This window comes from Chryseobacterium proteolyticum (assembly GCF_046591535.1).
GTDB lineage: Bacteria > Bacteroidota > Bacteroidia > Flavobacteriales > Weeksellaceae > Chryseobacterium > Chryseobacterium proteolyticum.
The window spans coordinates 503636-526915 of the sequence record NZ_JBJLWK010000002.1 but is presented as its reverse complement, the minus strand read 5'-3'; the positions used below and the strand labels follow the sequence as shown (position 1 = coordinate 526915).

The 23280-nt window shown below is 36.5% G+C and carries 18 protein-coding genes; 7 read left to right on the top strand and 11 right to left on the bottom strand.

Annotated elements, in window-relative coordinates; all coding sequences use genetic code 11:
• Positions 1-84: 84 nt before the first annotated feature.
• From ACJ5H0_RS08320 to ACJ5H0_RS08305, 4 genes are all read right to left on the bottom strand, one after another.
• Positions 85-1944, bottom strand: a complete 1860-nt coding sequence (locus ACJ5H0_RS08320; protein ID WP_411248832.1) for a CocE/NonD family hydrolase — start codon at positions 1942-1944, stop codon at positions 85-87.
• Between the two features lie 125 nt (positions 1945-2069).
• Positions 2070-4751 carry an outer membrane beta-barrel protein gene (locus ACJ5H0_RS08315; protein WP_411248828.1) on the bottom strand — a complete coding sequence of 894 codons (2682 nt, stop codon included), beginning with the start codon at positions 4749-4751 and terminating at the stop codon, positions 2070-2072.
• Positions 4752-4918: 167 nt separating this feature from the next.
• On the bottom strand, positions 4919-5338 hold the full coding sequence (locus ACJ5H0_RS08310) for an SH3 domain-containing protein (protein WP_172279917.1): 420 nt from the start codon (positions 5336-5338) through the stop codon (positions 4919-4921).
• Positions 5339-5344: 6 nt separating this feature from the next.
• Positions 5345-5827, bottom strand: a complete 483-nt coding sequence (locus tag ACJ5H0_RS08305) for a BON domain-containing protein (RefSeq protein ID WP_172279915.1) — start codon at positions 5825-5827, stop codon at positions 5345-5347.
• Between the two features lie 200 nt (positions 5828-6027).
• On the opposite strand from ACJ5H0_RS08305, the gene ACJ5H0_RS08300 reads away from it, so the two are divergent.
• Entirely contained in the window at positions 6028-7278 is a 1251-nt protein-coding gene (locus tag ACJ5H0_RS08300) for a dicarboxylate/amino acid:cation symporter (RefSeq protein ID WP_411248821.1), read from the top strand.
• 114 nt (positions 7279-7392) lie between these two features.
• On the opposite strand, the gene ACJ5H0_RS08295 is transcribed toward ACJ5H0_RS08300, so the two are convergent.
• On the bottom strand, positions 7393-10194 hold the full coding sequence (locus tag ACJ5H0_RS08295) for a GH92 family glycosyl hydrolase (protein WP_411248818.1): 2802 nt from the start codon (positions 10192-10194) through the stop codon (positions 7393-7395).
• 67 nt (positions 10195-10261) lie between these two features.
• Positions 10262-10723: a hypothetical protein gene (locus ACJ5H0_RS08290; protein ID WP_345992383.1), complete on the bottom strand. Its 462-nt coding sequence runs from the start codon at positions 10721-10723 to the stop codon at positions 10262-10264.
• Positions 10724-10880: 157 nt separating this feature from the next.
• Here ACJ5H0_RS08290 and ACJ5H0_RS08285 point away from each other — a divergent pair, with 157 nt between their 5' ends.
• The 6 genes from ACJ5H0_RS08285 to ACJ5H0_RS08260 all read left to right on the top strand — a co-directional run bounded on the left by ACJ5H0_RS08285 (position 10881) and on the right by ACJ5H0_RS08260 (position 15906).
• Positions 10881-11990, top strand: coding sequence for an Mrp/NBP35 family ATP-binding protein (locus tag ACJ5H0_RS08285; RefSeq protein WP_172279907.1), 1110 nt, complete (start codon positions 10881-10883; stop codon positions 11988-11990).
• Between the two features lie 46 nt (positions 11991-12036).
• Positions 12037-12285, top strand: a complete 249-nt coding sequence (locus ACJ5H0_RS08280; protein ID WP_172279905.1) for a NifU family protein — start codon at positions 12037-12039, stop codon at positions 12283-12285.
• 114 nt (positions 12286-12399) lie between these two features.
• Complete coding sequence (locus ACJ5H0_RS08275) at positions 12400-12969, top strand: serine protease (RefSeq protein WP_172279903.1); 570 nt, start codon at positions 12400-12402, stop codon at positions 12967-12969.
• 20 nt (positions 12970-12989) lie between these two features.
• Positions 12990-14573 (top strand): flotillin family protein, encoded by a 1584-nt coding sequence (locus ACJ5H0_RS08270; protein WP_411248808.1) that lies wholly within the window; start codon positions 12990-12992, stop codon positions 14571-14573.
• 470 nt (positions 14574-15043) lie between these two features.
• Entirely contained in the window at positions 15044-15286 is a 243-nt protein-coding gene (locus ACJ5H0_RS08265; RefSeq protein WP_411248806.1) for a hypothetical protein, read from the top strand.
• Between the two features lie 5 nt (positions 15287-15291).
• A complete protein-coding gene (locus ACJ5H0_RS08260; RefSeq protein ID WP_411248802.1) occupies positions 15292-15906 on the top strand; it encodes a response regulator in 615 nt (204 codons plus the stop codon).
• A 51-nt stretch (positions 15907-15957) separates the two neighbouring features.
• Here the strand turns inward: ACJ5H0_RS08260 and ACJ5H0_RS08255 are convergent, their stop codons facing one another.
• The 5 genes from ACJ5H0_RS08255 to ppk1 all read right to left on the bottom strand — a co-directional run bounded on the left by ACJ5H0_RS08255 (position 15958) and on the right by ppk1 (position 23244).
• Positions 15958-18999, bottom strand: coding sequence for a choice-of-anchor I family protein (locus ACJ5H0_RS08255; protein ID WP_411248799.1), 3042 nt, complete (start codon positions 18997-18999; stop codon positions 15958-15960).
• 104 nt (positions 19000-19103) lie between these two features.
• Positions 19104-19265, bottom strand: a complete 162-nt coding sequence (locus ACJ5H0_RS08250; RefSeq protein WP_172279893.1) for a hypothetical protein — start codon at positions 19263-19265, stop codon at positions 19104-19106.
• A complete protein-coding gene (locus ACJ5H0_RS08245) occupies positions 19262-19921 on the bottom strand; it encodes an NAD-dependent epimerase/dehydratase family protein (RefSeq protein WP_273648983.1) in 660 nt (219 codons plus the stop codon). The genes ACJ5H0_RS08250 and ACJ5H0_RS08245 overlap by 4 nt, the downstream gene beginning before the upstream one ends.
• Before the next feature lie 369 nt (positions 19922-20290).
• Entirely contained in the window at positions 20291-21175 is an 885-nt protein-coding gene (locus tag ACJ5H0_RS08240) for a Ppx/GppA phosphatase family protein (protein ID WP_172279889.1), read from the bottom strand.
• The gene (gene ppk1, locus ACJ5H0_RS08235) at positions 21172-23244 is read right to left on the bottom strand and encodes a polyphosphate kinase 1 (protein WP_172279887.1); all 2073 of its coding nucleotides are present in this window, start codon (positions 23242-23244) and stop codon (positions 21172-21174) included. Before ppk1 ends, ACJ5H0_RS08240 begins: the two co-directional genes overlap by 4 nt.
• Between the last annotated feature and the right edge of the window lie 36 nt (positions 23245-23280).

The window sequence follows — 23280 nt, the reverse complement described above, 5'->3', positions numbered from 1 at the left end:
TTATAAACAATGGTTTTTATTATAAAACCATACTACAAGTATTAGAAGAGAAGTGACTAAAGTTCCTGAAGTCACCCGATTTTTTTATTTTATCACCTCAGCTTCAATTGAGCTGTCATTATAAATTCTTATGAATGCTTTGGTATAATCTTCTTTAGAAGCCATGTTCGGATTATCCATGAATTTCTGTGGATTTACAGAAAAGAGCGGGAACCATGTACTGCTGATCTGGATCTGGATTTTATGTCCCTTTTTAAACGTATGAACTACATCCTGAAGTCTGAATTGAACCGCTGTTTTCTGACCAGGAACTAAAGCTTCGGCTTTTTCCCTTGAGTTTCTGAATCTCGCAGGCATAATTTCACTTCTTACCATCTGGTGATAATTACCATACACAACACCGTCTTTTTTCTCAATAGGTTTGAAATCCTCCGGATATACATCAATGAGTTTTACAGCGAAATCAGCATCTGTGGAAGTAGAGGCGATGTTTAATTTTGCCATAATCTCTCCCGCGAAGGTCATGTCTTCTGATAAAGCATCTGTTGTAAAAGTAACAACATCGGGTCTTCCTTCCGCAAACCTTTGATCTTCCGACATATAATTTCTGGGAGTAAATCCATTAAAATCCTTTAAGCTTGTTGAGCTTACTACCGGATTATTCGGGTCGCTATAATATTCTGAAAAACCTTGTTGAGAAGTACTTTTTAATGTTCCGTCAGCCAGGTAGAAATTAACTTTTTTAGCATCTTTTGGAGGATAATATGCAAATTCTTTCCACTGTTTTGCTCCTGTATCATACATCATAGCTTCAGGAAGTCCCGCATCTTCTTTGGTATTTCCTTTCAGGTAGTGATTAAAAAATCTTGTCTCGATGTTCTTCTGGTAATAGGTAGCGAGGCTGTCTCCGAAATAAATTTCATTATGAAAATGTTTTCCCATTTCCTGTGACCATCCGCCATGAGAAAAAGGTCCCATAACAATTGTGTTTTTTGCTTTCGGGCTGGATTTTTCTATCGCTTTATAAATATTCAAAGGACCGGATAAATCTTCAGCATCAAACCATCCTCCAACGGTCATTACTGCATGCTTTACATTTTTAAGATGAGGTAAAAGGCTTCTTTTCTGCCAGTACTCATCATAATTAGGATGGTTCATTATTTCGGTCATGAAGAAGTTGTTCTTATAGTATTTGTCATAGCCGTCCTTTAAGGTTCCCATTTCCCTGTAGAATTTCAGTCCGTCTTCTGATGTCTGCTTTACAAAAGTATCCATGTACCATGCCTGTTTTTCAGCTTTGGTCTTCTGAACCCCAAAAACAGGGAAGGTTCTGAAGTACCCCAGCATAAATTTTCCGTTGTGAAGAAAATCGTCATTCCAGAAATCAGAAATAGGTGCCTGAGGTGATGATGCAACCAGTGCCGGATGATCCGCTAAAATCCCTACAGCTGTATAAAAACCAGGATAAGAAGTTCCAAATTGACCTACCTTTCCATTGTTGTTTTTGACGTTTTTCAATAGCCATTCTATCGTATCATAGGTATCCGTACTTTCATCGACATCTTTTTTCGATTGACGTTCTACCTGAGGCGTCATGTTCGTGAAAGTTCCCTCACTCATATATCTTCCGCGGACATCCTGGTATACAAAGATATATTTATCCTTCATCAGGTACTGATTAGGGCCTACTTTAGTTTTATATTCATTCTCACCATAAGGTGCAATGCTGTAGCAGGTTCTCTGCATCAGAAACGGATATTTGTTTTTATTGGTTATATCTTTAGGAATATATACTGCTGTGAAAAGTTTAACACCATCACGCATGGGAATATAAAATTCTTGTTTGGTAAAATTATCTTTCACAAAATTGTCCTTTTGTGATGCATTTTGTGCATTACCCAAAATGAAAATGAAAATAAATAAAATGGAAATATGGGTTTTCATAAATAAAATTTGAAGCTAATTTAAAAATAAAAATGCGTTTACCACGATAAATATTACCCATTACTGCCAAATAATAAAAAAGGCCGAATCAATTCGGCCTTTTTTTATATATTATCGTCCTATGGTTACTGATTACGCATCTTTTTTCCTGCAAACTTATTCAGCTTCATGCTTAAGGAGAACATAACATAACGTTTCAGGATAAGGTCATCCCGATCCTCAAAATATGAATTGGTAATGGTTCTTCTTACGCTCTGATTTTGATTCAAAACATCATATACTTTAATTTTTGCAGTAAGCTGTTTCTTGAAAAAAGAGTATCCGAGGCTTGTATTCCAGAAATAAAAATCGCGTTTGAATCCCGGAGCAATATTAGAATTTGTATTGTATTCAAAATCATTTCCAAAAACAAGATTGCTTTTAAAAAGATAATTGGTTAATTGGAGTTTTAATACCTGATTGGTGGTTTGAACTTTTTCAATACTATAATTGGTATAGTTAGAGAAGTTGTATCCGATTGAGTAGGAAGGTTTTATGGTGAACTTGTCTTTAACTTCATAAGTAAGATTTAATCCGGGATTAATACTGTATGTCCCGCTGCTGAATTGTTGGCTATTGATAAAACCTCTGTTATAGCCGTAACTCGTATTAATTCTTGGATTAATCACAAGCTTATTTTCCTTCCATTTAAAACTTTTACTGAATCCACCACCAAGGTTGATATTTTTATTACCACTTATGTTGGCATACGTAACAAACTGTTTTCCCGAATTATCATAATAGGAATAATTGGTAACATCATTATTTCCGTAGGTAAATCCAATATTCACATAATAATTGATATCTTTTACCATATTATAATTACTGAAGTAAAGGTAGGTTCTGTTGGTCCAGGTATTTTTAAGATCCGGATTTCCCTTGTAGGTAATTAAAGGATTGGAAAGGTCTTCATAAGGAGTTAGCTGCTCAGCGCTTGGAATATTAAAGTCAGCATAATTGTAGAGGCTTAGCCTTTTATTCTTGGAAAATTGATATTGCAGGTTAAGATTATAGCTGGGAAGAACAAAGCTCTTCTGAAGGTCATATTGTTGATCATTAAAAACAGAGTTCACTTTCATATCGGAAATCTGAAGATTCACGGAAGACCAGATGTTGATTTTGTTTTTATTGAGCTCAAAACTAAACTCCGGGGAAAGCTGATTAATTTTTTGATCCATGCTGTTTGAAAGAACAGAGTTGTATTTTGAGTACTGCCCGGTATTGGCATCAAAGTCATTAACGTTTCTCTCAGCTCCGGAGATCTTTGCTTCATAATTTAAATTAAGGCTTACGGTAGCAGAATCTGAAACAGGTTCCGTATATCCTGTACTAAAACGGTAATTGCTGTTTTGTGTTTTATTTTTAGCGAGTTGGTTCCTGTCATCATTAGTCCCGTTGTTCTGATAAAATACAGTCCTGGACTGGTTTAAATTATTACTTTTAGATTCCGAAATATTGCTGTTGATATTAGCGTATACAACGCGCCCTTTTTTTCTGAACTTTCTCGAAAAATAGATATTCGGATTGAATGAATTGCTCTCAGAATCTGTACTTGTGTAAGCATCACTTTCGTTGAGAAGGGTATTATCCCTGAAAGTGGATGATTTTGAATTATTAAAATTAGATCCTTCGCTTCTGGAAAATGAAGGTGAAATGTAAATACTGGTTAACGAATCTAATTTAATCCGTGCAGCAGTATCAAAATTATATTGTCTGTTTTCGCTTTCTCCACTGCTTTCGGAGTTGGTTTTTAAGGTATAATCCGGAAGTAAGGTTGTTCTTGAAACTTTAGATCGTGTTTTCAGATTATTATTCGAATGCATGAAGCTCATGGTCTCAAGGTCTGCATCTTTTCCCAATTTATCACTATAATTAAATCCTATCGTTGTAGACCTCTGGATTCCTTTGGTGTTGCCTCCTCCCTGGGAATAATACGTATTGCCTCCTACCGTCATTACGCTTCCTCCCTGCATCATCCAGGAATTTCTTCCACGTCCCATGCTGTCAAAGACCTCATCATTAGAAAAGCCCTGGGAATTAATATTATTGGATGAAGCCAGCAGGCTTATTTTCGTGTCCTTTTTAAAGTAGCTTATAAGGCCGCTTCCTTCATAACGTTTATCAGAACCATAGCCCAGAGTTAACCTGGAAATAAGTCCTTTGTTTTTCTTTTCGTCAATATTGAAGTTGATGGTTGTATTGTTTGATTTCGCCGTTTTTCCATTGAGCTCTTCCTCTTTGGTTTTAGTAGTCGTAAACTGAATATTTTTTATAATATCTGCCGGAAGATTCTGTAATGCAATTTTGCCGTCTTTATCGAAAAAAGGTTTTCCGTTGATCATGATCTGATCCACATCTTTACCATTTACTGTAATTTTTCCTTCGTTACTGATTTCAACTCCGGGAATCTGTTTAAGCAGTTCCTCGATTTTACTATCAGGCCGTACTTTGATCGAGGATGCATTAAATTCGATAGTGTCTTTTTTAATTTTTACCGGAGAAACGGTAAGCTTCACCTCTTCAATATTAAAAACAGAATTTTTTTCCAGTTCAATAGAGCCTAATGAGAGCGATTGATTTATTTTCTCTATATTTTTAGAATAGGATACTAATTTTTCAGCATCAATTTTCAGAACGGTAGGTTCATTGGACGGATCCGTTTTTAAAGAAAATTTACCTTCTTTATTAGTGGGGGTATAATTGATAATGGAAGAATCTTTTTGTTTGAGAAGATAAACGGTGGCGTTTTCTACAGGTTTTTTTTTCAAAATCCATCACTTTTCCATCGATGGCGAGTTTTTGACCGTTTAAGATCGCAGTATTGATCAGAATAATCAATACCAGCAAAATTTTCTTCATTTATTACTTTTTCGATTCAAAAGTAAAAAAAAATCCCTGAAAGAAATTTCAGGGATTCAATATTTATTGTCATGAATTAAGCTCTCAAATATCTTGAATAAGCATATCCTTCTTGTCCGTCGGCAGTTTTTACTTTCCACCAATCGTCTGAAGTTTGTTCAATTAAAGTTACAGAAGAACCTTTTGATGCTTTTCCTACAACAGCAGCTTCCGTAGAAGGCTCTTGTCTGATGTTCAGGTTTGAATCTTCAGTAGCCACTGTAAGCGCTGCTCCTGATGCAAGACCTGCAACCTGTACATCTACATTAATATCGGAAGCAGAGTAAGTAGAATCGATAGTCCCCAAAGCATTCCATACAGCATCTTTTGCTGCAGTATTGGAAGCTGCTCCTGAGATGTATAAAATTCCATCCTGTTCCTGAACCTGAAGGTTTGAAATTCCTGCAGACTGAGCTGCTGAAATTACACTTGAATATTTATCTTGTAATGTGCTCATTTTAAATTATTTTACAGTGTAGTTATAATTTACTTTTCCTGCTTTCAAAGCATCCACAGATTGCTTGATTTTTCTAGCCTGCTCTTTAGAAACGTTTCCAGTAAGCGTTAATTCACCGTTTACAACTTCTACTTTCACAGAAGGGAAATCTTTTACAGCATCCTGAACTTTTTTCTGAACTGCCGGATCTACTGCAGATTGCGTTTCAACCGGAGGAGTTGCAGGAGCAATAGTCGCCATATCCATAACGTCTTTTACACCATTTACTGCTTTTAGTTGTTTGATCATTGCATCTTTAGAAGCCTGATCAGGAAATGTTCCACTTAGGTGGGCTACACCATCTTTTACTTCAACGGAAGCACTTGGGTTGGACGTTACAATCGTGGTAGCTTGAGTCTGAAGATCAGCATCAGAAACTTTCTTTTTACAAGAAATAGCACCGAACGATACTGCCAGAGCTAAGGCAGCCATTGCAATAGTTTTTTTCATAGTTGTATATTTAATTTAATGTATTGATACTATAAATGTAACAATAAAATTTATACCAAATGATTAAAAATTGACTAAATGTTTCTTAATTTTTTTACAAAGTTTTTAAAACCAGTATTTTAATTTTAACTATGTCCAATTTAATAAGTAATAGCACACAATTTAAAAACTATTATATTTGCGCAAGTTGAATTATTTATATGAAAGGACAAAATAAGCTGTTTATAGCGATTATTATTGCACTTATCTTGGGTGTAGGAATTGGAGGAATTGTTCACGTACAGTATCCGGAAAGTGCAGAACCTTTTTCTAAAAATATTAAATTACTGGGAACTATTTTCATCAGGCTGGTACAGATGATCATTGCTCCATTGGTATTTACCACTCTTGTAGTAGGAATTGCCAAGATGAGCGATATCAAAATGATAGGCAGAGTAGGAACAAAAGCAATGTTATGGTTTATCTCTGCATCGCTGATGTCTCTTTTTATCGGTTTGATGCTGGTGAACTGGCTTGAACCCGGGCATGTTACCAAACTTCCGATCCAGGATGCTGCTTCAGCGGAAGAGCTTTTAAAAAGCAGTAAAGGATTTACTCTGGAAGATTTCGTAAAGCATGTTATCCCGAAAAGTTTATTTGAGGCTTTTGCAACCAATGAGGTATTGCAGATCGTAGTATTTTCGATTATGTTTGGTGTTGCACTGGCTAATCTGGGTGAAGAATATGCAAAACCTGTTATCAAGCTATTTGATATTGTGGCCCATGCCATTTTGAAAATGGTAGGATATATTATGTGGTTTGCACCATTGGGTGTACTTGGTGCTATTGCTGCTGTGGTAGCGGTGAATGGCTTTGAAATTTTTAAAGTATATGCAGTTTATCTCAGAGATTTCTTCTTTGCTTTAGGTGTTCTTTGGCTGGTGCTGCTATTGGTAGGATATCTGATTTTAGGGAATCGTTTGTTTGAGTTATTAAAAAGAATTAAAGCTCCTTTGCTTATTGCTTTTTCTACAACAAGTTCTGAGGCTGTTTTTCCAAAGTTGGTTGAAGAACTGGAAAAATTTGGTTGTAACAGCAGGGTAGTGTCTTTCATCTTACCTTTGGGATATTCATTCAATTTGGATGGAAGTATGATGTATATGACGTTTGCTTCAATATTTATTGCTCAGATCTATGGAATTGAAATGACCCTGGGGCAGCAGATCACGATGCTTTTGGTTTTAATGCTTACTTCTAAAGGAATTGCAGGTGTACCGAGAGCTTCACTGGTAATTATTGTGGCGACTTGTTCCATGTTCGGAATTCCACCGGAGGGAATTGCTTTGATTTTACCTATTGACCATTTCTGTGACATGGGAAGAAGTATGACAAATGTATTAGGAAATGCTTTGGCTACGTCCGCAGTATCCAAATGGGAGGGACAGCTTGAAAATCCTGTTGTAGAAGCGTAACTTATTCTGAATATAAGTATTAGAGTTTACAATATGACGAATTGAAGATTCTCCTATGATCTAAATAAAAAAACCTCTTTCAATTTGAAAGAGGTTTTTTAATGTATAATACGGTTATTGAGCGGAAATTTCGTCTATAAAGATGTAAGAATCACCGCCGGCTCCCTGGTGCCACTCCGGAAGTTTACCAAAGTGATAAGCTTTTATTTTAATATACCGGGCCTCTGTAGGCAGAATATCTGCGGTAAAATCTTTGATCTGAACTTTCTCATCTTTAGAATCCACAGTATTATCAACGGTTTTCAATAGTATAAAATCTTTTCCGTTCATTGAAGCATAGTATTCTACCTTTTTAGGCATTAAAATCCATGCCCTGTTATCCTGAAGATAGGTTGAAGACAGTCGGGTAAGCTGTTGCGGAGATTTAAAATCAAGAATAGCTTCAAAAGTTTGCCCCTGATAGCCTTGCCATTCTCCCTTTCTCCAGTTTTCAGTACCATTGATGCCATCAATAAGAGCGAGTTTGCCTCCTGCTGTGTATTGAGGATTCACCTTTGAGTTTACAGTAATATCCCAGTGATTAGGCCTTCTGTTAAAATTAGCAGTGGTAACTGAGCTTTTTTCTCCATTTCTTTGAGCATATGCAGAAACCTGGGTGGTTTTATTAATGGTGAACGGACCTTTGTACGTGGAGAAAGTTTTTCTTACATTTTTATCATTTTCGTCTATGGTCATGTAATAAACCTTGTCTTTTGGGTTAAGGGGAATGATCTGTACTTTAGTAGAAAAATCAAAAAGCCTGTCAGCTACAATCACAGGAGATGCGGTTTGTTCATTGTATTTAAAATCTTTTATGGATTTTACATTTTCAAATCCCAGTTTCCTGAGCTCCTCTTTGCCTGTGTTTTTTGTAATCGTTCTGGTAGTGCCGTCTTCAAGGTGAAGCTTAATTTCATCAAAATAAGGGGTAACGGTTTCCCATTCCGGCTTACCCGGAGTTACAGAATAAATACCCATGGAACTTAAAACATACCATGCACTCATCTGTCCGCAATCTTCATTTCCGATCAATCCATCCGGAGTGTTTTGATAAAAATGATCGAGTATGTATCTGATCTTCTCGTCTGCTTTTTGTGGTTTATCCACAAAATTATACAGATAAGCAATATGATGGCTTGGTTCATTGCCTTGCGCATACTGTCCTATAAGACCTGTGATATCAGCTTGTTCCCTGCCCGTTGTTGTGCTAGGGGCGGTGAAAATGGCATCGATGAACTGTTCGAATTTTTCTTTTCCTCCATGGGAATCAATTAAGCCCGGAATATCCTGGGGAACAAAATAAGAATAATGCCATGAGTTTCCTTCCGTGTAATTGTTGTTTACCTCTCTTGGATCAAAAGGTTGATACCAGTTCCCGTTTTTTCTGGCCTGCATAAAGCCGTTTTCAGGATTGTAGAGGTTTTTCCAGTTCTGGGAACGGTTCATGAAATACCGGTAGTCTTCTTTCTTGTTTAAAATTTTAGCCATTTGTGCAATACACCAATCGTCATATGCATATTCCAGCGTTTTGGAAACGCTCTCATGTTCATCATCTACGCTGATATAATTGTTTTGCTTGTAAGCATTCAGTCCGAAAATATCCAGCATTGCAGAATTTTTAGAAGCTTCATACGCTTTTTCGTAATCGAAACCCTTGATTCCTTTGGTCATGGCGTCTGCAATTACAGAAACTGCATGATAACCGATCATACATTCTGTTTCGTTTGAAGCAAGCTCCCATACTGGCAATTTTCCACCTTGCTCGTACTGTCTGATGAAGGTATTAATAAAATCCGCAGTTCGTTTCCTGTCAATTAAGGTCATGAGCGGATGTGCAGCTCTGAAAGTATCCCACAGAGAAAAAACAGAATAGTAATCGAATCCATTTGCCGTATAGAACTTATTATCACGACCCCTGTATTTTCCATCAACATCCATATAAATATTAGGCTGCGTAAAAACATGATATAAAGCGGTGTAAAAAATACTCAGCTTATTAGTGTTGTCTGATTTTACCTCAATCTTGGAAAGTTCCTTGTTCCAATCTTTGTCTGCTTGTTTTCTTATGTTTTCAAAATCATTCGACTGACCTTCTGCCAGCATGTTTTTTCCTGCACCTTCATAGCCTGTTGGAGATAAAGCGACTTTTACGCTGATTTTCTCTCCTTTTTTAACAGGAGCCGAAAATGCTAAAGCCAGCTTTGTTCCAGTATACATATTATTTTCCTGCTTTCCATTAGCTTCTTTCTTCGTCAATTTTAATGGTTTGGAAAATTCAATCCGGGCATAAATATATTGGTTTGTGGCCCAGGCCTCACTTCTTCTGAAGACCTCAATCGTTCTATCATCAATAATTTTCACCTCTCCTTCCAGAAGTTTATCCCTGTGATTAAGGTCAAGTATGATATTGGCATTTCCACTGTTGTTGAAAGTATATTCATGATATCCTACTCTTTTGGTTGTTGTTAAACGGACATCAATATTGTTTTTATCCAATTTTACAGAATAGAATCCAGCAGAAGCAGTTTCATTTTTATGGGAAAATTCTGAAGAATAGTCTTTGTTGTCCAGGCTTGGATTTCCCATGGTAGGCATTAGCATAATATCACCATAGTCTGAAACTCCCGTACCATTGAGGTGGGTATGGGAAAACCCATAAATGACAGAATCGGAATAATGATAACCACTACATCCGTCCCAGCTGCCATCTATCCTGGTATCGGGTGAAAGCTGGACCATTCCGAAAGGAACAATCGCTCCCGGAAAGGTGTGGCCATGACCTCCGGTTCCTATGAAAGGATTAACATACCGGGAATAATTCTGGGAATAAATAACCTGAGCAATAAATAAAGAAACTACTATGAAACCTTTTCTCATATCATAATTTTATGACGGTGAATATATTGAAAAATAGAAGAACTAAGAGTACTAAATGATTGCAGCCCTATACTTCTCCTTCAAAAAAATCATCCAGATACTGCTGTCTGTTGTTTTCCTGTTTGTCAGTTCCCAGAAACTTTTTCCAGGCTCTGGATTCATGGTATACAATTCCCATTTCCCAGACACAGTAGGTAGGAATGTGATTGTTCTTTCTTTCCCAGGTTTCGAATTTTCCGGTTCCGTCATAATATACACTTTCCCATAATTCGTTTTCACTTCTCCAGGTACAAACCAGAAGCAAATAATTGCTGCCGCATCTGTGGAGAATTACAAAACCAAGATCTTCAATGTCCTGAAAATGTTCAGTTGCATTTTCGATGCATGTTTTTGCATGGCTGATATCTTCAGAAGAAATGTCATGTGTATTTTCAGCTAAGTTGTACCATTTGAATCTTGTTTTTCCCACGTTAAAAATACCATTGAATGCAGCAAATTTAGAGGGATAAGATGTAGGATTGGTGTTCATTTTTATAGAGTTTAAAAGTTTATTTCCCGAAAAGGGAAACCGGAAAAGTTGATTGATATATTTTTAGTGATGCGATTTATCACCTTGAGTTATAGATTTTATTCATTCTAAATTATAGAAAAAATCCGTAAATTTGTAAACAATTTATAGCAATTTTATGTTGACGAAAGAAAAGGTTCAAGATTTCCTTAAAGAAATAGAAGTAGATGATTTAGTTAATAATCTTCAGATTGTAGGAAATGATGTATATATAGATATGACGGCGCATTCACCGGCAATGCATGAAAAGAAAAAATTAGAGGCTGCAATGAAGCAGGCTTTTGCCAGTGAGTTTGGAGAAGATATCCATTTAAAGCTTAAAATAGTTTCTCCTGAGCCAAGTGAAATTCAGCAAAGCCAGATCAAAGGAAAGCAGATTCCGGGAATTCAGAATATTATCGCAATTGCTTCCGGTAAAGGAGGCGTTGGAAAATCTACCGTAGCTGCAAATATGGCAGTTACTTTAGCTAAAATGGGCTTTAAAGTGGGTTTATTGGATGCAGATATTTACGGACCATCTGTCCCTACCATGTTTGATACGGAAGGACAAAAGCCGATTTCTGTAGAGGTTAACGGAAAAAATCTAATGAAGCCTGTAGAGAACTATGGTGTGAAAATGCTTTCAATCGGATATTTCTCGGGAGCTAATCAGGCAGTAGTTTGGAGAGGTCCAATGGCTTCTAAAGCTCTGAACCAAATGATTAGAGATGCGAATTGGGGAGAGTTGGACTTTTTATTGATCGACTTACCTCCGGGTACAGGAGATATTCACTTATCAATTATTCAGGAAGTGCCTGTTACAGGAGCTGTGATTGTAAGTACACCCCAACATGTTGCATTGGCAGACGTAAGAAAAGGTATTGCCATGTTCCAGATGGAAAGTATTAATATTCCGGTTCTTGGATTAATCGAAAATATGGCGTACTTTACACCTGAAGAATTACCTGATAATAAATATTATATTTTTGGAAACCAGGGAGCACAATATTTAGCTGATGATCTTGGAATTCCGGTACTGGGAGAAATTCCTCTGATCCAGAGTATAAGAGAGGCAGGAGATGTGGGAAGGCCGGCAGCATTGCAGGAAAATTCCAAAATCGCAGATATTTATACGGAAACAGCGCGTAATATGGTAGAAAGTCTTGTAGAAAGGAATAAAAATCTTCCACCTACTGAAGCTGTAAAGATCACAACTATGGCAGGATGCTCTCCAAAGGCAAAAAAATAATATTCAAATTAAATTTTGAAAAAAAAACCGAATTGAACTGAAAAATATGGAAACAAACGTAGCACACGAAGATACTGTAACAAGAGTAATGGAGGCTTTAGAAAGTATCCGTCCGTTTTTGAATAAAGACGGAGGTGATATTGAGCTTATTGATGTGAAAGATAACTCGGTTTATGTAAAACTTTTAGGAAACTGTTCCGGATGTTCTTTGAACTTTTCAACACTTAAACTGGGTGTAGAAAATACAATAAAGCAGCACGCTCCGGAGATCGAAAAGGTAATAAGCGTAGAGTAACATCAATTAAGATGTAAAGATAACGAAGACAGGTTTTTATAGCCTGTCTTTTTTATTATGGTCCTTTTCCGAATCATATGGTGGTTTTTGTTATATTTGTTAAAACACATAGATATGTTTGGATTTATAGAAAATTTAGAACCTCTTAATCAAGGCTTTTGGTATATCGCTTTGGGTGCCAGTTTAATATTTTTAATTCAGACAATCCTTACTTTTATCGGAGGTGACCATACTGGGGCTGTTCATACAGATTTCAGTGGTGATGCACCGCATGGTGACAGTCCTTTCCAACTGTTTTCCTTCAGGAATCTGGTTAATTTCCTTTTAGGATTCGGATGGGGTGGAGTGGCCTTTTATGATTCCATAGGAAGCAAAGCACTGTTGTTTCTTGTAGCTATTCTTATCGGAACAGGTTTTCTTTTCCTTTTCTTTATTCTTATTCTACAGATTTTAAAATTAACAGAAGACAATACCTTTAAAATGGAAGATCTTATCGGAAGAACGGGTGAGGTGTATATCACGATTCCTCCAAAGATGAGTGGAATGGGAAAGATACAGATCTCCTTAAAAGGAACAAACCACGAGCTTCAGGCGATGACGGAAGCTGAAGAAAGCATTCCGTCGAGTCATTCTGTAAGAGTGATATACATTTATGACAAGATCCTTGTTGTTTCGAAAGTTTAATTAAAATTATAAAACGATATATGGAAATTCCCGGAACCCTTATTTTAACAGTTGTAATAGTCGTCGTACTATTTGTCACATTTTTAGCCCTTATTTCGCGATACAAAAGATGTCCTTCAGATAAAATTTTAGTGATCTACGGTAAAACAGGCGGAAGCTCTGCAAAGTGTATTCATGGAGGGGGAGCTTTTGTATGGCCGGTTATCCAGGATTTTGCTTATCTGGATCTGAAACCAATTTCCATTGAAGCCAATCTTACCAATGCGCTTTCGCGCCAGAATATCCGTGTGGATGTTCCTTGTCGTTTTACGATTGCCATTTCTACAGATCCTGATTCTATGGGAAATGCAGCAGAGCGTTTACTCGGATTATCTCCCGAGCAGATTCAGGAGCTTTCGAAAGATATTTTATTCGGGCAATTGCGTTTGGTTATTGCTACAATGACCATTGAGGAAATTAACTCGGACAGGGATAAATTTCTGGATAATATTTCTAAAAATGTTGATACGGAATTAAAGAAAATAGGCCTGAAGCTAATCAATGTAAACGTTACGGATATCAGGGATGAATCCGGATATATTGAAGCTCTGGGAAAAGAAGCTGCTGCAAAAGCGATCAATGAAGCGATTATCAGTGTAGCGGAACAGACAAAGATCGGTGAAACAGGAAAAGCTCTTGCTGATCGCGAGAAAGATACTCAGATTGCAGAGACACAGAGGGACCGGGATGTTAAGATAGCGATTACTCAAAAAGACAGGGAGATCAGTATTGCGGCCGCAGGAAAAGATGAGGCTATCGGTAAGGCAGAAGCTGCAAAAGAAGCACGTATTGCAACATCTTTGGCTAACTCTATTGCTGTAAAAGGAGAAAATGAAGCAAAAATTACCATCGCAAACTCCGATGCTGAAAGAAGGGAAAGAGAAGCGGAGGCATTAAGAATTGCTACTGCTGCTGAAAAGGTACAAGCGGCGAAATCACTTGAAGAGGCTTATGTGGCTGAACAGAAAGCAGAGGCTGCGAGAGCGGAAAGAGAACGGTCTACACAACAGGCTAATATTGTAGTTCCCGCAGAGATTTCAAAACAGAAAATGATTATCGATGCACAGGCTGAAGCTGAAAAAATAAGATTGCAGGCAAAAGGAGAAGCAGACGCCATATTTGCTAAGATGGAAGCTGAAGCGAAGGGTCTTTATGAGATCCTTACCAAGCAGGCTGAAGGATATGATCAGGTGGTTAAAGCTGCTGGGGGTGATGCTAACAGTGCATTCCAGCTATTGCTATTGGAAAAACTTCCTGAGTTGGTAAAAACCCAGGTGGAAGCAGTTAAAAATATCAAGATTGATAAGGTTACTGTATGGGATAGTGGAAATGGGAAAGATGGAAACAATTCTACGGCTAATTTTGTTTCAGGGATGATGAAAACAGTTCCGCCATTAAATGATTTGTTCAATATGGCAGGACTTAATTTACCGGACTATTTAAAAGGAAAGCCAGAGGAGGTTCAAAAAGAAATTGTTAAGATCATTGAGAAGAAAGAGAAAAAGAATTTTGATGACATGACTCTTGAAAATGATGGATCAAAAGATGATTTTCCTAAGCCGTAAAAAGGAATTCATATTTGTATATATTTAAAAATTTCCAGTGAATTATTATTTTTAATAAATTATTCACTTAAAATAATGTAATATGTTTAAAGACAGGTTTTTATAGCCCGTCTTTTTTTTATTGGTTACACTTATTAAATAAGGTGTATTAAACTAGAATTAATATTAAATTCATATAGAAATAATTCTATGTTTTTGTGAGTTTTATTAATGTTACTTTTGTAAAAAATTTATTTACAACACTATATGAGGTTTGGGCTGCTTCTGTTATGTTTTTTCTTTCCCTGTTTTATATACAAAACTCTTCAATTTGTTTCGGAGCGAGTAGTATCGTTTTACAAAAAAGATGGCAAAGCACTTCAGAAGATAAATCAGGTTTTGTATACCTTATAAAACCCATATTATTTCCAAATATATGATTCTACACTAATTGACAATACAAATAAAAAATGATCACAATAAGGTTTACTATGAAAAAGTCTAAAAACACATGGGGAATCGTCAAAATTGCCAATTTTGGGTATGGATTTTCTAAAGAAATAATAAATCGCTGTATAAATGCGGTGAAAGATCTTTATAACGGAGAAATTTATTTTCAAAAAGATCGTATCGGCCTACATGTTGTATTGCATCTTGCTAAAAATCGGAAGAGGAAATGTACTCCAAAAAAATCATATCCATGGTTTCCTTTGGAAGTTATGATCAAAAACTAAGAACTATGAAAAAAATACTCATTGCGGATGACCATTATATTGTGAGAACGGGTACTGCGTTGCTGTTGGAATCGAAACTTCAATATCCCTGTATAATAGATTTTGCTGAAAATTATATTGAGACAAAGGACAAGGTTTCTAAAGAACAATATGATCTGGTGATTCTGGATATTGATATGCCTGACAGCACTTCGAAAACAATGGTAAAGGAACTAAAAGGAAAACAGGAAGATCTTAAAATCATGATCTTTTCTACTTATGATGAAAGTGTAGGCATTCAATATATTGAAGAAGGGGCGGAAGGGTTTCTTAATAAGGGTGCTTCAGAATCTGAAATATTGAGAGGCATTACAGCGATCTTTGAAGAAGGGTATTATTATCCTTCAAAAATGGTCAATAAATTATTATCCCATTCTAAAGATGGACGTACTGTAGAAAAGCTTTCTAAAAGGGAATTCCAGATATTTAAACTTCTGGCTGAAGGAAACGGGAATATAGAAATTGCCAACATTCTCGACCTTAAAATGTCTACGATCAGTACCTATAAAAAGAAAATTTTTGATAAGCTAAAAATTAAGAATGTCGTAGATCTTGTTCGGATCTATGATGATATGCATTAATATAAAAAGCTCAGGATTTTCCTGAGCTTTTTTATCAATCTAATGTATATTCTATTTTACGATAAACCGTTTCAGTATACCCTCTGAAGTTTTAATGAGGTACACACCTGTAGCAAGTGATGAAGTTTCAATAAGTAAAGAATTTTTCTCTTTTTTCAAAAGTTTTCCTGACATATCGTACAATTCATAACCTTGTGCCCGGTTGAAATATAGAGTATTTCCTTTTATCACAGGATTAGGGAATACATTAAATGTGTGCTGCTCAGCTTTTACCTCACCCGTTCCCAATGTGGGAGGTGTTACTACTTCATACATCGATAAAGTTCCGCTGATTTCATTTGCAATAACTACATAGCCTTTGCCTGTTGCTGTATTTTGTGGAGCTATGTAAATAATTCCTTCGGGGCCGTTATCACCACCATATGCTGAAGTTGATCTCGAATTTTTGTAATCCGTAAAAGTTACATTATTTGGATCTGTAATATTATAAACCATTACACCACCGGTTCTTTCCAACGTGATGAAGGCAAAAGTCTGGCCGTTTATGGTTCCTAAAGCAACACCTTCTGGTTCCGGACCTTTGGCACGGCTCCTGCTTTTAACTGCATTACTTTCGTTATCTGCGTTAAAGATTAATGGATGGCTGTATGCAATATAACGTTCAAACTGATCTCCACTATCATATACAATCTGTTTTGTATCGGCATTGAAAATGGAAAAAGAACGTGCTCCCATTGCATTAATTTCTTCGTATTCGGCATCTCCGTCTGTATTGCCATTTACATTGGTTACCCTGAATCTTCCCAGGTTGTGAGAAGCTTTTAATATAGATGAATTAGGGAAATTTGTAGCATCTAAAGGATAGCCATTGGCTCCTACAGTTGTTCTTTCGCTGAACCCGGAAAGGTCTTTTTCATCACCTTCATTAGCTGTTACGATATAATTGGTATTACCTGCTTTATAGTTTTGTACAGCATCGGGAGTATAAAATGTTTTTACCGGCCAATTGGCAATCAGTACCTCTCCGTTATTATCCGAAGCATCAAAACCATTTCCGGGTAAACTCATATCTTTTTTGCCTAATCCCCAAATACTCGTTATGGATTTCGTTACCAGATTTACTTCAGCAATCCCATTGTTTTCCTGAAGAGTAACCCATGCCTTTTGGCTGTCTGAGCTTACCGTTACATATTCCGGTTCCAGATCCTGGGCCAGCGTACTCGTTGCCCTTACTTTTCTTAATCCGGTTGCAAATAGAGAAGATTCCTGGGTGTTGAAATTGGTGAAATTGAGTGTGGTAACCTGACTTTGGGTAAGATTGTTTATTCCTCCGGAAATGTCAATGATACTGATTGAGCCTTCAGGATCAACTGTGTAGGCGTCATTAGGTTCTCCTTCATTGGCTGTAATAACCTTTGTTCCATCCGGAGTAAAAGTAATCATATCAGGTAATGCACCTACAGTAACTTGTTTCAGGAAATTTCCGTTAATGTCAAAAAAGATGACAGCTCCGTTTTGTTGTGGGTTTACATTTGGAGAAGAAACTGCGATGATTCCGTTTTTAACCGCGATACTAGTGATTCCTCCATAAGAAGCCATATTTACCGTTTTGATAACCACAGGAGCCGTTGGAGTACTGAAATCAATAATATCAAAAACATCGGTCAGTGAACTGATCGTAAACAATCTTTGAGTGGCAGGATCATGAACAACAATTTCTGTAGAACTGTTGTTGTTTCCGGAAGGATCGAAGCTTCCGATATAGTTCAAATGAATTTGATTTGAAGGAACAGGTGCGGCCTTATCATTATCTACGATATAAATTGTGGCTGAATTATCTCCTGTAATAGTTGCACCTACCGGGTTTTCAAGGCTTACTACAAAATATTCTGCCTGCTGTTCTTCGAGTATATCATCAATAATCGGAATATTTACAATATAGCTGGTAGTGGTTGGTGTAATAGTGATTGTTTGATTATTTAATGTAAAATCACTGCTGTTGGCTGTGCTGAAAGGAGCCGGCTTTACAACAAGATTTACTGTAGAGGCGGAAGGATTATTAATATTGATCTTGAAACTTAGGTTACCTGCATTTTCGTTTACTTTGATGAAATTTTTATCGAGTGAAATAGTGGTACCTGCCGTAGTGAAAGTAGTAGAAGTAGCTGAAGTAACAGCATTATCACTAAAATCTTCAACGGTATTGGGTTTTAGTGCTAAATAATATGTTTGATTAGGAAGGAGAGGGGTGCCAGGAATAATCGTGATTGTGTTATTACTGAAAGTAGTTGTGAATGGTATCTGTGCGCCTGAAGCATTTGCCACCCTGAATTCAACAAGATTTTGTGCATTGGTATCAGTGATTGAAGCGTTATCAATCTGCCTTACATTTTCATTAAACGAAATACTCGGATTTATTGTTGTGGATGCATTATTGGTATTATTAGCCGGAAGATACGTTACTGTAGGTGGAGTAGTATCTGTGGAACCGGTTGCTGCGGCATCTACCGTAAAATTATCAAAACGATTATTTCCAGCATTTCCTCCCAATCCTGTAGCAAATTCAACTTTTAATTTAAAATTGGGGTTGTTGGAAACTCCTGCAATATTTGAAAAATCAAAAGTAACTAACTGAGGGACGTCATCCACCGGAGTAACGCTCTGGTAATTAGTAAAAGTATTTCCGTCAAGGGAATATGACCAGATTTGTGTTCCTGCCCCTGAACCAGACCTTCTGGTTGTGAATTTTACCACTACATTATTATATCCGGTAGTAGGCAGGGAAAATTGAAGTCCACCACCAATAGGGTTGTTAAACCTTAAATGGGTTCCGGCAAGATCATTATTCCTGGCATTTAAATTATTGGTGTCGAAATTTTGACCTGATCCTCCTGCAAAATCAATAACACTTGTTCCCCCTGCAATAGCAGCAAGTGAAGAGCCGTTTACCAGCGAGGATGTCGGAGTGGTAATAGAGGTTTGAGAAGCATTGTTATTGAAATTCCAGTAATGGATCAACGATTGTCCGAAAAGACCGCCTTGAAACAGGACAGCAATAGGCAGGAAGCCTCTAAAAAGATAGTTTTTCGTCATTTTTACCTTAAATTTTGATTAATGCAAAAATGAACTTTATACCTTGTAAATATTTTAATGCAATCTTAACAAATGATTAATAATAATGTAGGTGTCTATGCTTATTAGTTTCCAACCTGCTTTTGATTAATGGCTTTTTGTATCCATTGTTTTTCATTGGACGCTTTTTCAAGTGGATGTTTCTGGGTATACAGAAAACCTGAAATTGCTGTCAAAACCAGTAGGATAAAAATAACAAGGATAATTCTTTTTAACATTTCTCTCATATCGCAAGTTTTTTAATGTCTCGAATTTCTAAAACTGATGTTGGGTACCCTTTTTTTACTACATTGACCATAGCTCTTCCTACTTCATGCAATGTTAATGATTGAGACGGGAGCAAAACAGGAAAAAGCCATATAATAGGTTTGAAAAACCATTTGACATGAACCTGACCTTCTACGGGCTTCATAAATCCCGGACGAAAGTTATAGGCAGATCTGAATCCTAACTTCTTTAAAGAATTTTCGGTTCTTCCTTTTACTCTTGCCCACATTGTCTTTCCACTTTCTGTGCTGTCTGTATGGGCTCCGGAAACATAATTAAAAACCATTCCGGGGTTTTGCTTCAAAACAGCATTTGCAAAATGGAGAGTTGTATCATATGTTATTTTAGTATAATCTTCTTCATTCATTCCCACACTGCTGATCCCTGCACAGAAAAAACAGGCATCATAACCTTTCAGGTTTTCATCATTTTCAGTGATGCTTAGAAAATCTGGAACGATATACTCTTTTAATTTAGCATGCTTTTTTCCTGATGGTTTCCTGCTGACACTTAAAATTTCTGAAATACCGGGGTTTTCAAGACATTCCATCAGCACGCCTTCTCCTACCATTCCTGTGGCACCTGTTATTATTATTTTAATTGGGTTTGAACTCATGTTACTAAGATTATACTTTTATAACGATTTCGCACTTAAATTTACTTTAAAAAAAATTAACTTTTATAAAAAAAATTAAACATTTGCGTTTGATTAACTTTAAAATAAAAGATAAATGCGCTCTCTTCCCAGAGGTTACCCATGTTTTTCGAATAATGAAATTTTCAAACATAACCATATTTTAAGTAAATTTTAATAAAAGAACATCGCTAAAATTCTTGTAAAAGGGTGCAGTGTCCTTGACCGATTATTTTAAATTACCCCAAAAGACAGCCCAAGACGGCAGATTTAATAAAAATTGGTTTTAAAAATAAAAAAGTCAGATGCGTAGTGGCAAATGACTTTTTATTTTTATAATGTGCTATCCATTTATTTCTTTTCTTGTAGCTTACTGTAGATATTATGGATGAGCCCGTCTGCTACGGAAATCTTCGGAACAAAGATCCTGTTGATATCTGCCCATGCCATTACACTATTGAAAATCTTTAATGCGTGGGCCAGCACATCAGCTCTGTCTTCTCTCAGATTATGTTTTGTCATTCTTTCATCGACGCTGAGTTCATCAAATTCTTTATATACCTTTTTAAGATGAGCTAAAGACATTGGTTTTCCGTCTTTGGTTTTACTCATTGAAAACACTTTATTGATGTTTCCTCCAGATCCGATAGCAACAATCGGTTTCTTGCTCATAATATTTTTCTTGACCTCCTGCTTCATCTCATACCAGTTGTCCGGAGTAACAAGATTGTTGAGTAACCGGATGGTTCCAATATTGAAAGATTTTTCATACACCATTTTGTCATTTTCATAGAATGTAAGCTCAGTAGAACCACCGCCAACATCGATATATAAGTAGGCGAAGTCTTTATCCAGACCTTCGGCCACATGATTTTCATACACCAAGGTAGCTTCTTCATCTCCTGATATAATTTCAATGTTGATGCCTGAAGTTTTTCTTACCTGTTCAATGATATCTTTTCCATTTACAGCATCGCGCATGGCACTTGTCGCACATGCCCTGTAGTGTTCTACTTTATAAATTTTCATCAGGTCACTGAAAATTTTCATTGAATCGATCACCATTTTTTCCCTTTCAGGTCCTATTTCTCCACGGGTAAAGACATCCATACCCAGTCTTAGAGGAATCCGTAAAAGATTAAGCTTTATAAATTCCGGGTGTTTGCCGTTATCTTTTACTTCATTGATTAAAAGTCTTGCTGCATTACTTCCTATATCTATTGCTGCGATCTTCATTTTGTACTCGTTTTAGCTTTTAAATATTTATAAGTTTCAATTTGAGAACGACATTCCTGCTTGTCATTTCTTACATATTCGTTACTCAGTTTTTTATCCAGAATCCTGGCCTTTACATTATCTCTCAATTGTATATCGAGGATGTCCTTCAGCTCTTTTTTCAGTTCTTTATCTGTTATTTTTACTGCCGCTTCAATTCTGTAATCAAGGTTTCTGGTCATCCAGTCTGCTGATGAAATATACATGTCTTCAGCTCCTTTGTTGTAAAAATACATGACCCTGGCATGTTCCAGATATTCATCAACAATACTTATACCTTTTATTTTTTCTTTAAATTCTTTTTGATTGACAGCGCAATAAATTCCTCTCACAATTGTTTTTATAACCACTCCTGCTAAAGCCGCATCATATAGTTTTGTAATTAAAGCACGGTCACTTACCGAATTAGCTTTAACAATAATTTCTGCTCTTCTCCCTGCTTTTGCTTCTTCGATCTCTTTATCGATATGATGGACGATCTTTTCACGCATGAATTGTGGGCAGACCATTAAACTTTTACAGGTTTTCAGAACAGCAAGGTAATCTTCCTTAGGTTTTTTAAGGACGTTGAAAACTTTATTGATATCTGCCATAATTCCTCTGTCTGCAGTCATTAATAAATGATCTCCATAAATTCTGGCCGTTTTTTCATTGAAATTCCCTGTACTGATAAATCCGTACTGAATGGTTTTGTTGTGAGCTCTTTTCTTGATAACACAAAGCTTAGCATGAACTTTTTTATCCGGAATTCCAACTAAAACGGTAATACCTTCCGGCTCGAGCATTTCTTTCCATTCAAGATTGGATTCCTCATCGAACCGGGCCTGAAGTTCGAGCATTACCGTAACCTCTTTTCCATTTCGTGCAGCATAGATCAATGCATTGATAATTTTCGAACTGCTTGCCAGTCTGTAAGCTGTAATCTGTATTGATTTTACATCAGGATCCATTGCCGCCTCACGAAGAAGATCAATAACCGGATTATATTTATGGTATGGAAAAGTGAGCAACACATCATTTTTCATGATCACATCAGTTACCCTTTCGCCATGTTCAAAAGCCTGATGGCTAAAAGAAGTTCTTTCCACAGGTCTGGCATAAGCTTCAAAAACATCCGGAAAATCCATGAAATGCTTAAAGTTATGAATTTTTCCACCGGGAATAATGCTGTCTTTTTTAGTGAGATTGAGCTTACGGATTAATAATTCCAGTAAAGCTTTATCCATATCTTTATCGAAAACGAATCTTGTCGGTTTTCCTTTTCTTCTGTTCTTAAGCCCTTTTTCTATTTTTTCTGCAAAATTGGTTTTGATGTCATTATCAAGATCCATTTCAGCATCCTTAGTTACTTTAAATGCATTTGCAGCAAATTCGTCATATCCAAAATAAGAAAAAATATGAGGCAGGTTGAAAGTGATAACATCCTCCAGTAACATTACATTTTTTTCCTTTGGATCTTCAGTAGGGAGCAAAACAAACCTTCCCACAAAGCGTGACGGTATTTCGATGATAGCATAATTACTCTGGTATTGCCAGTCTTTTTTTCTCATGGCAACACCCAGATAAAGACTTTTATCTCTTAAGTATGGCATTGATGTGTTTTCATGAAGAAGAATAGGAATGACATTGGATTCTACCACTTCATCAAAATATTTTCTGACAAATTCTTTCTGGAGTACGGTTAAGTTTTTAGCATTCTTGATGAAAATATTCTGATCAGCCATTTCATTCTGGATTTTTTTCCAGGTTTTATCAAAATTCTGCTGTTGTCTGATCACAATTTCATTGATCCTTTGTAAAATTTTCGAAGGTGGCTGGTAGAAGGATTCCGCAATTACTTTCTCCTTAAAATCCATGGCTCGCTTTAATCCGGCAACACGTACTCTGAAAAATTCGTCAAGATTATTGGAAAAAATTCCCAGAAAGCGTATTCTTAAATGCAATGGAACATTTTCGTCCATTGCCTCCTGTAAAACCCTTTCATTAAAAGCCAGCCAGGTAATATCCCTCGGATTAAAGTGTATTGACATATTTGTGTGTAAAATTTATCAAAAATAAGGATTAAT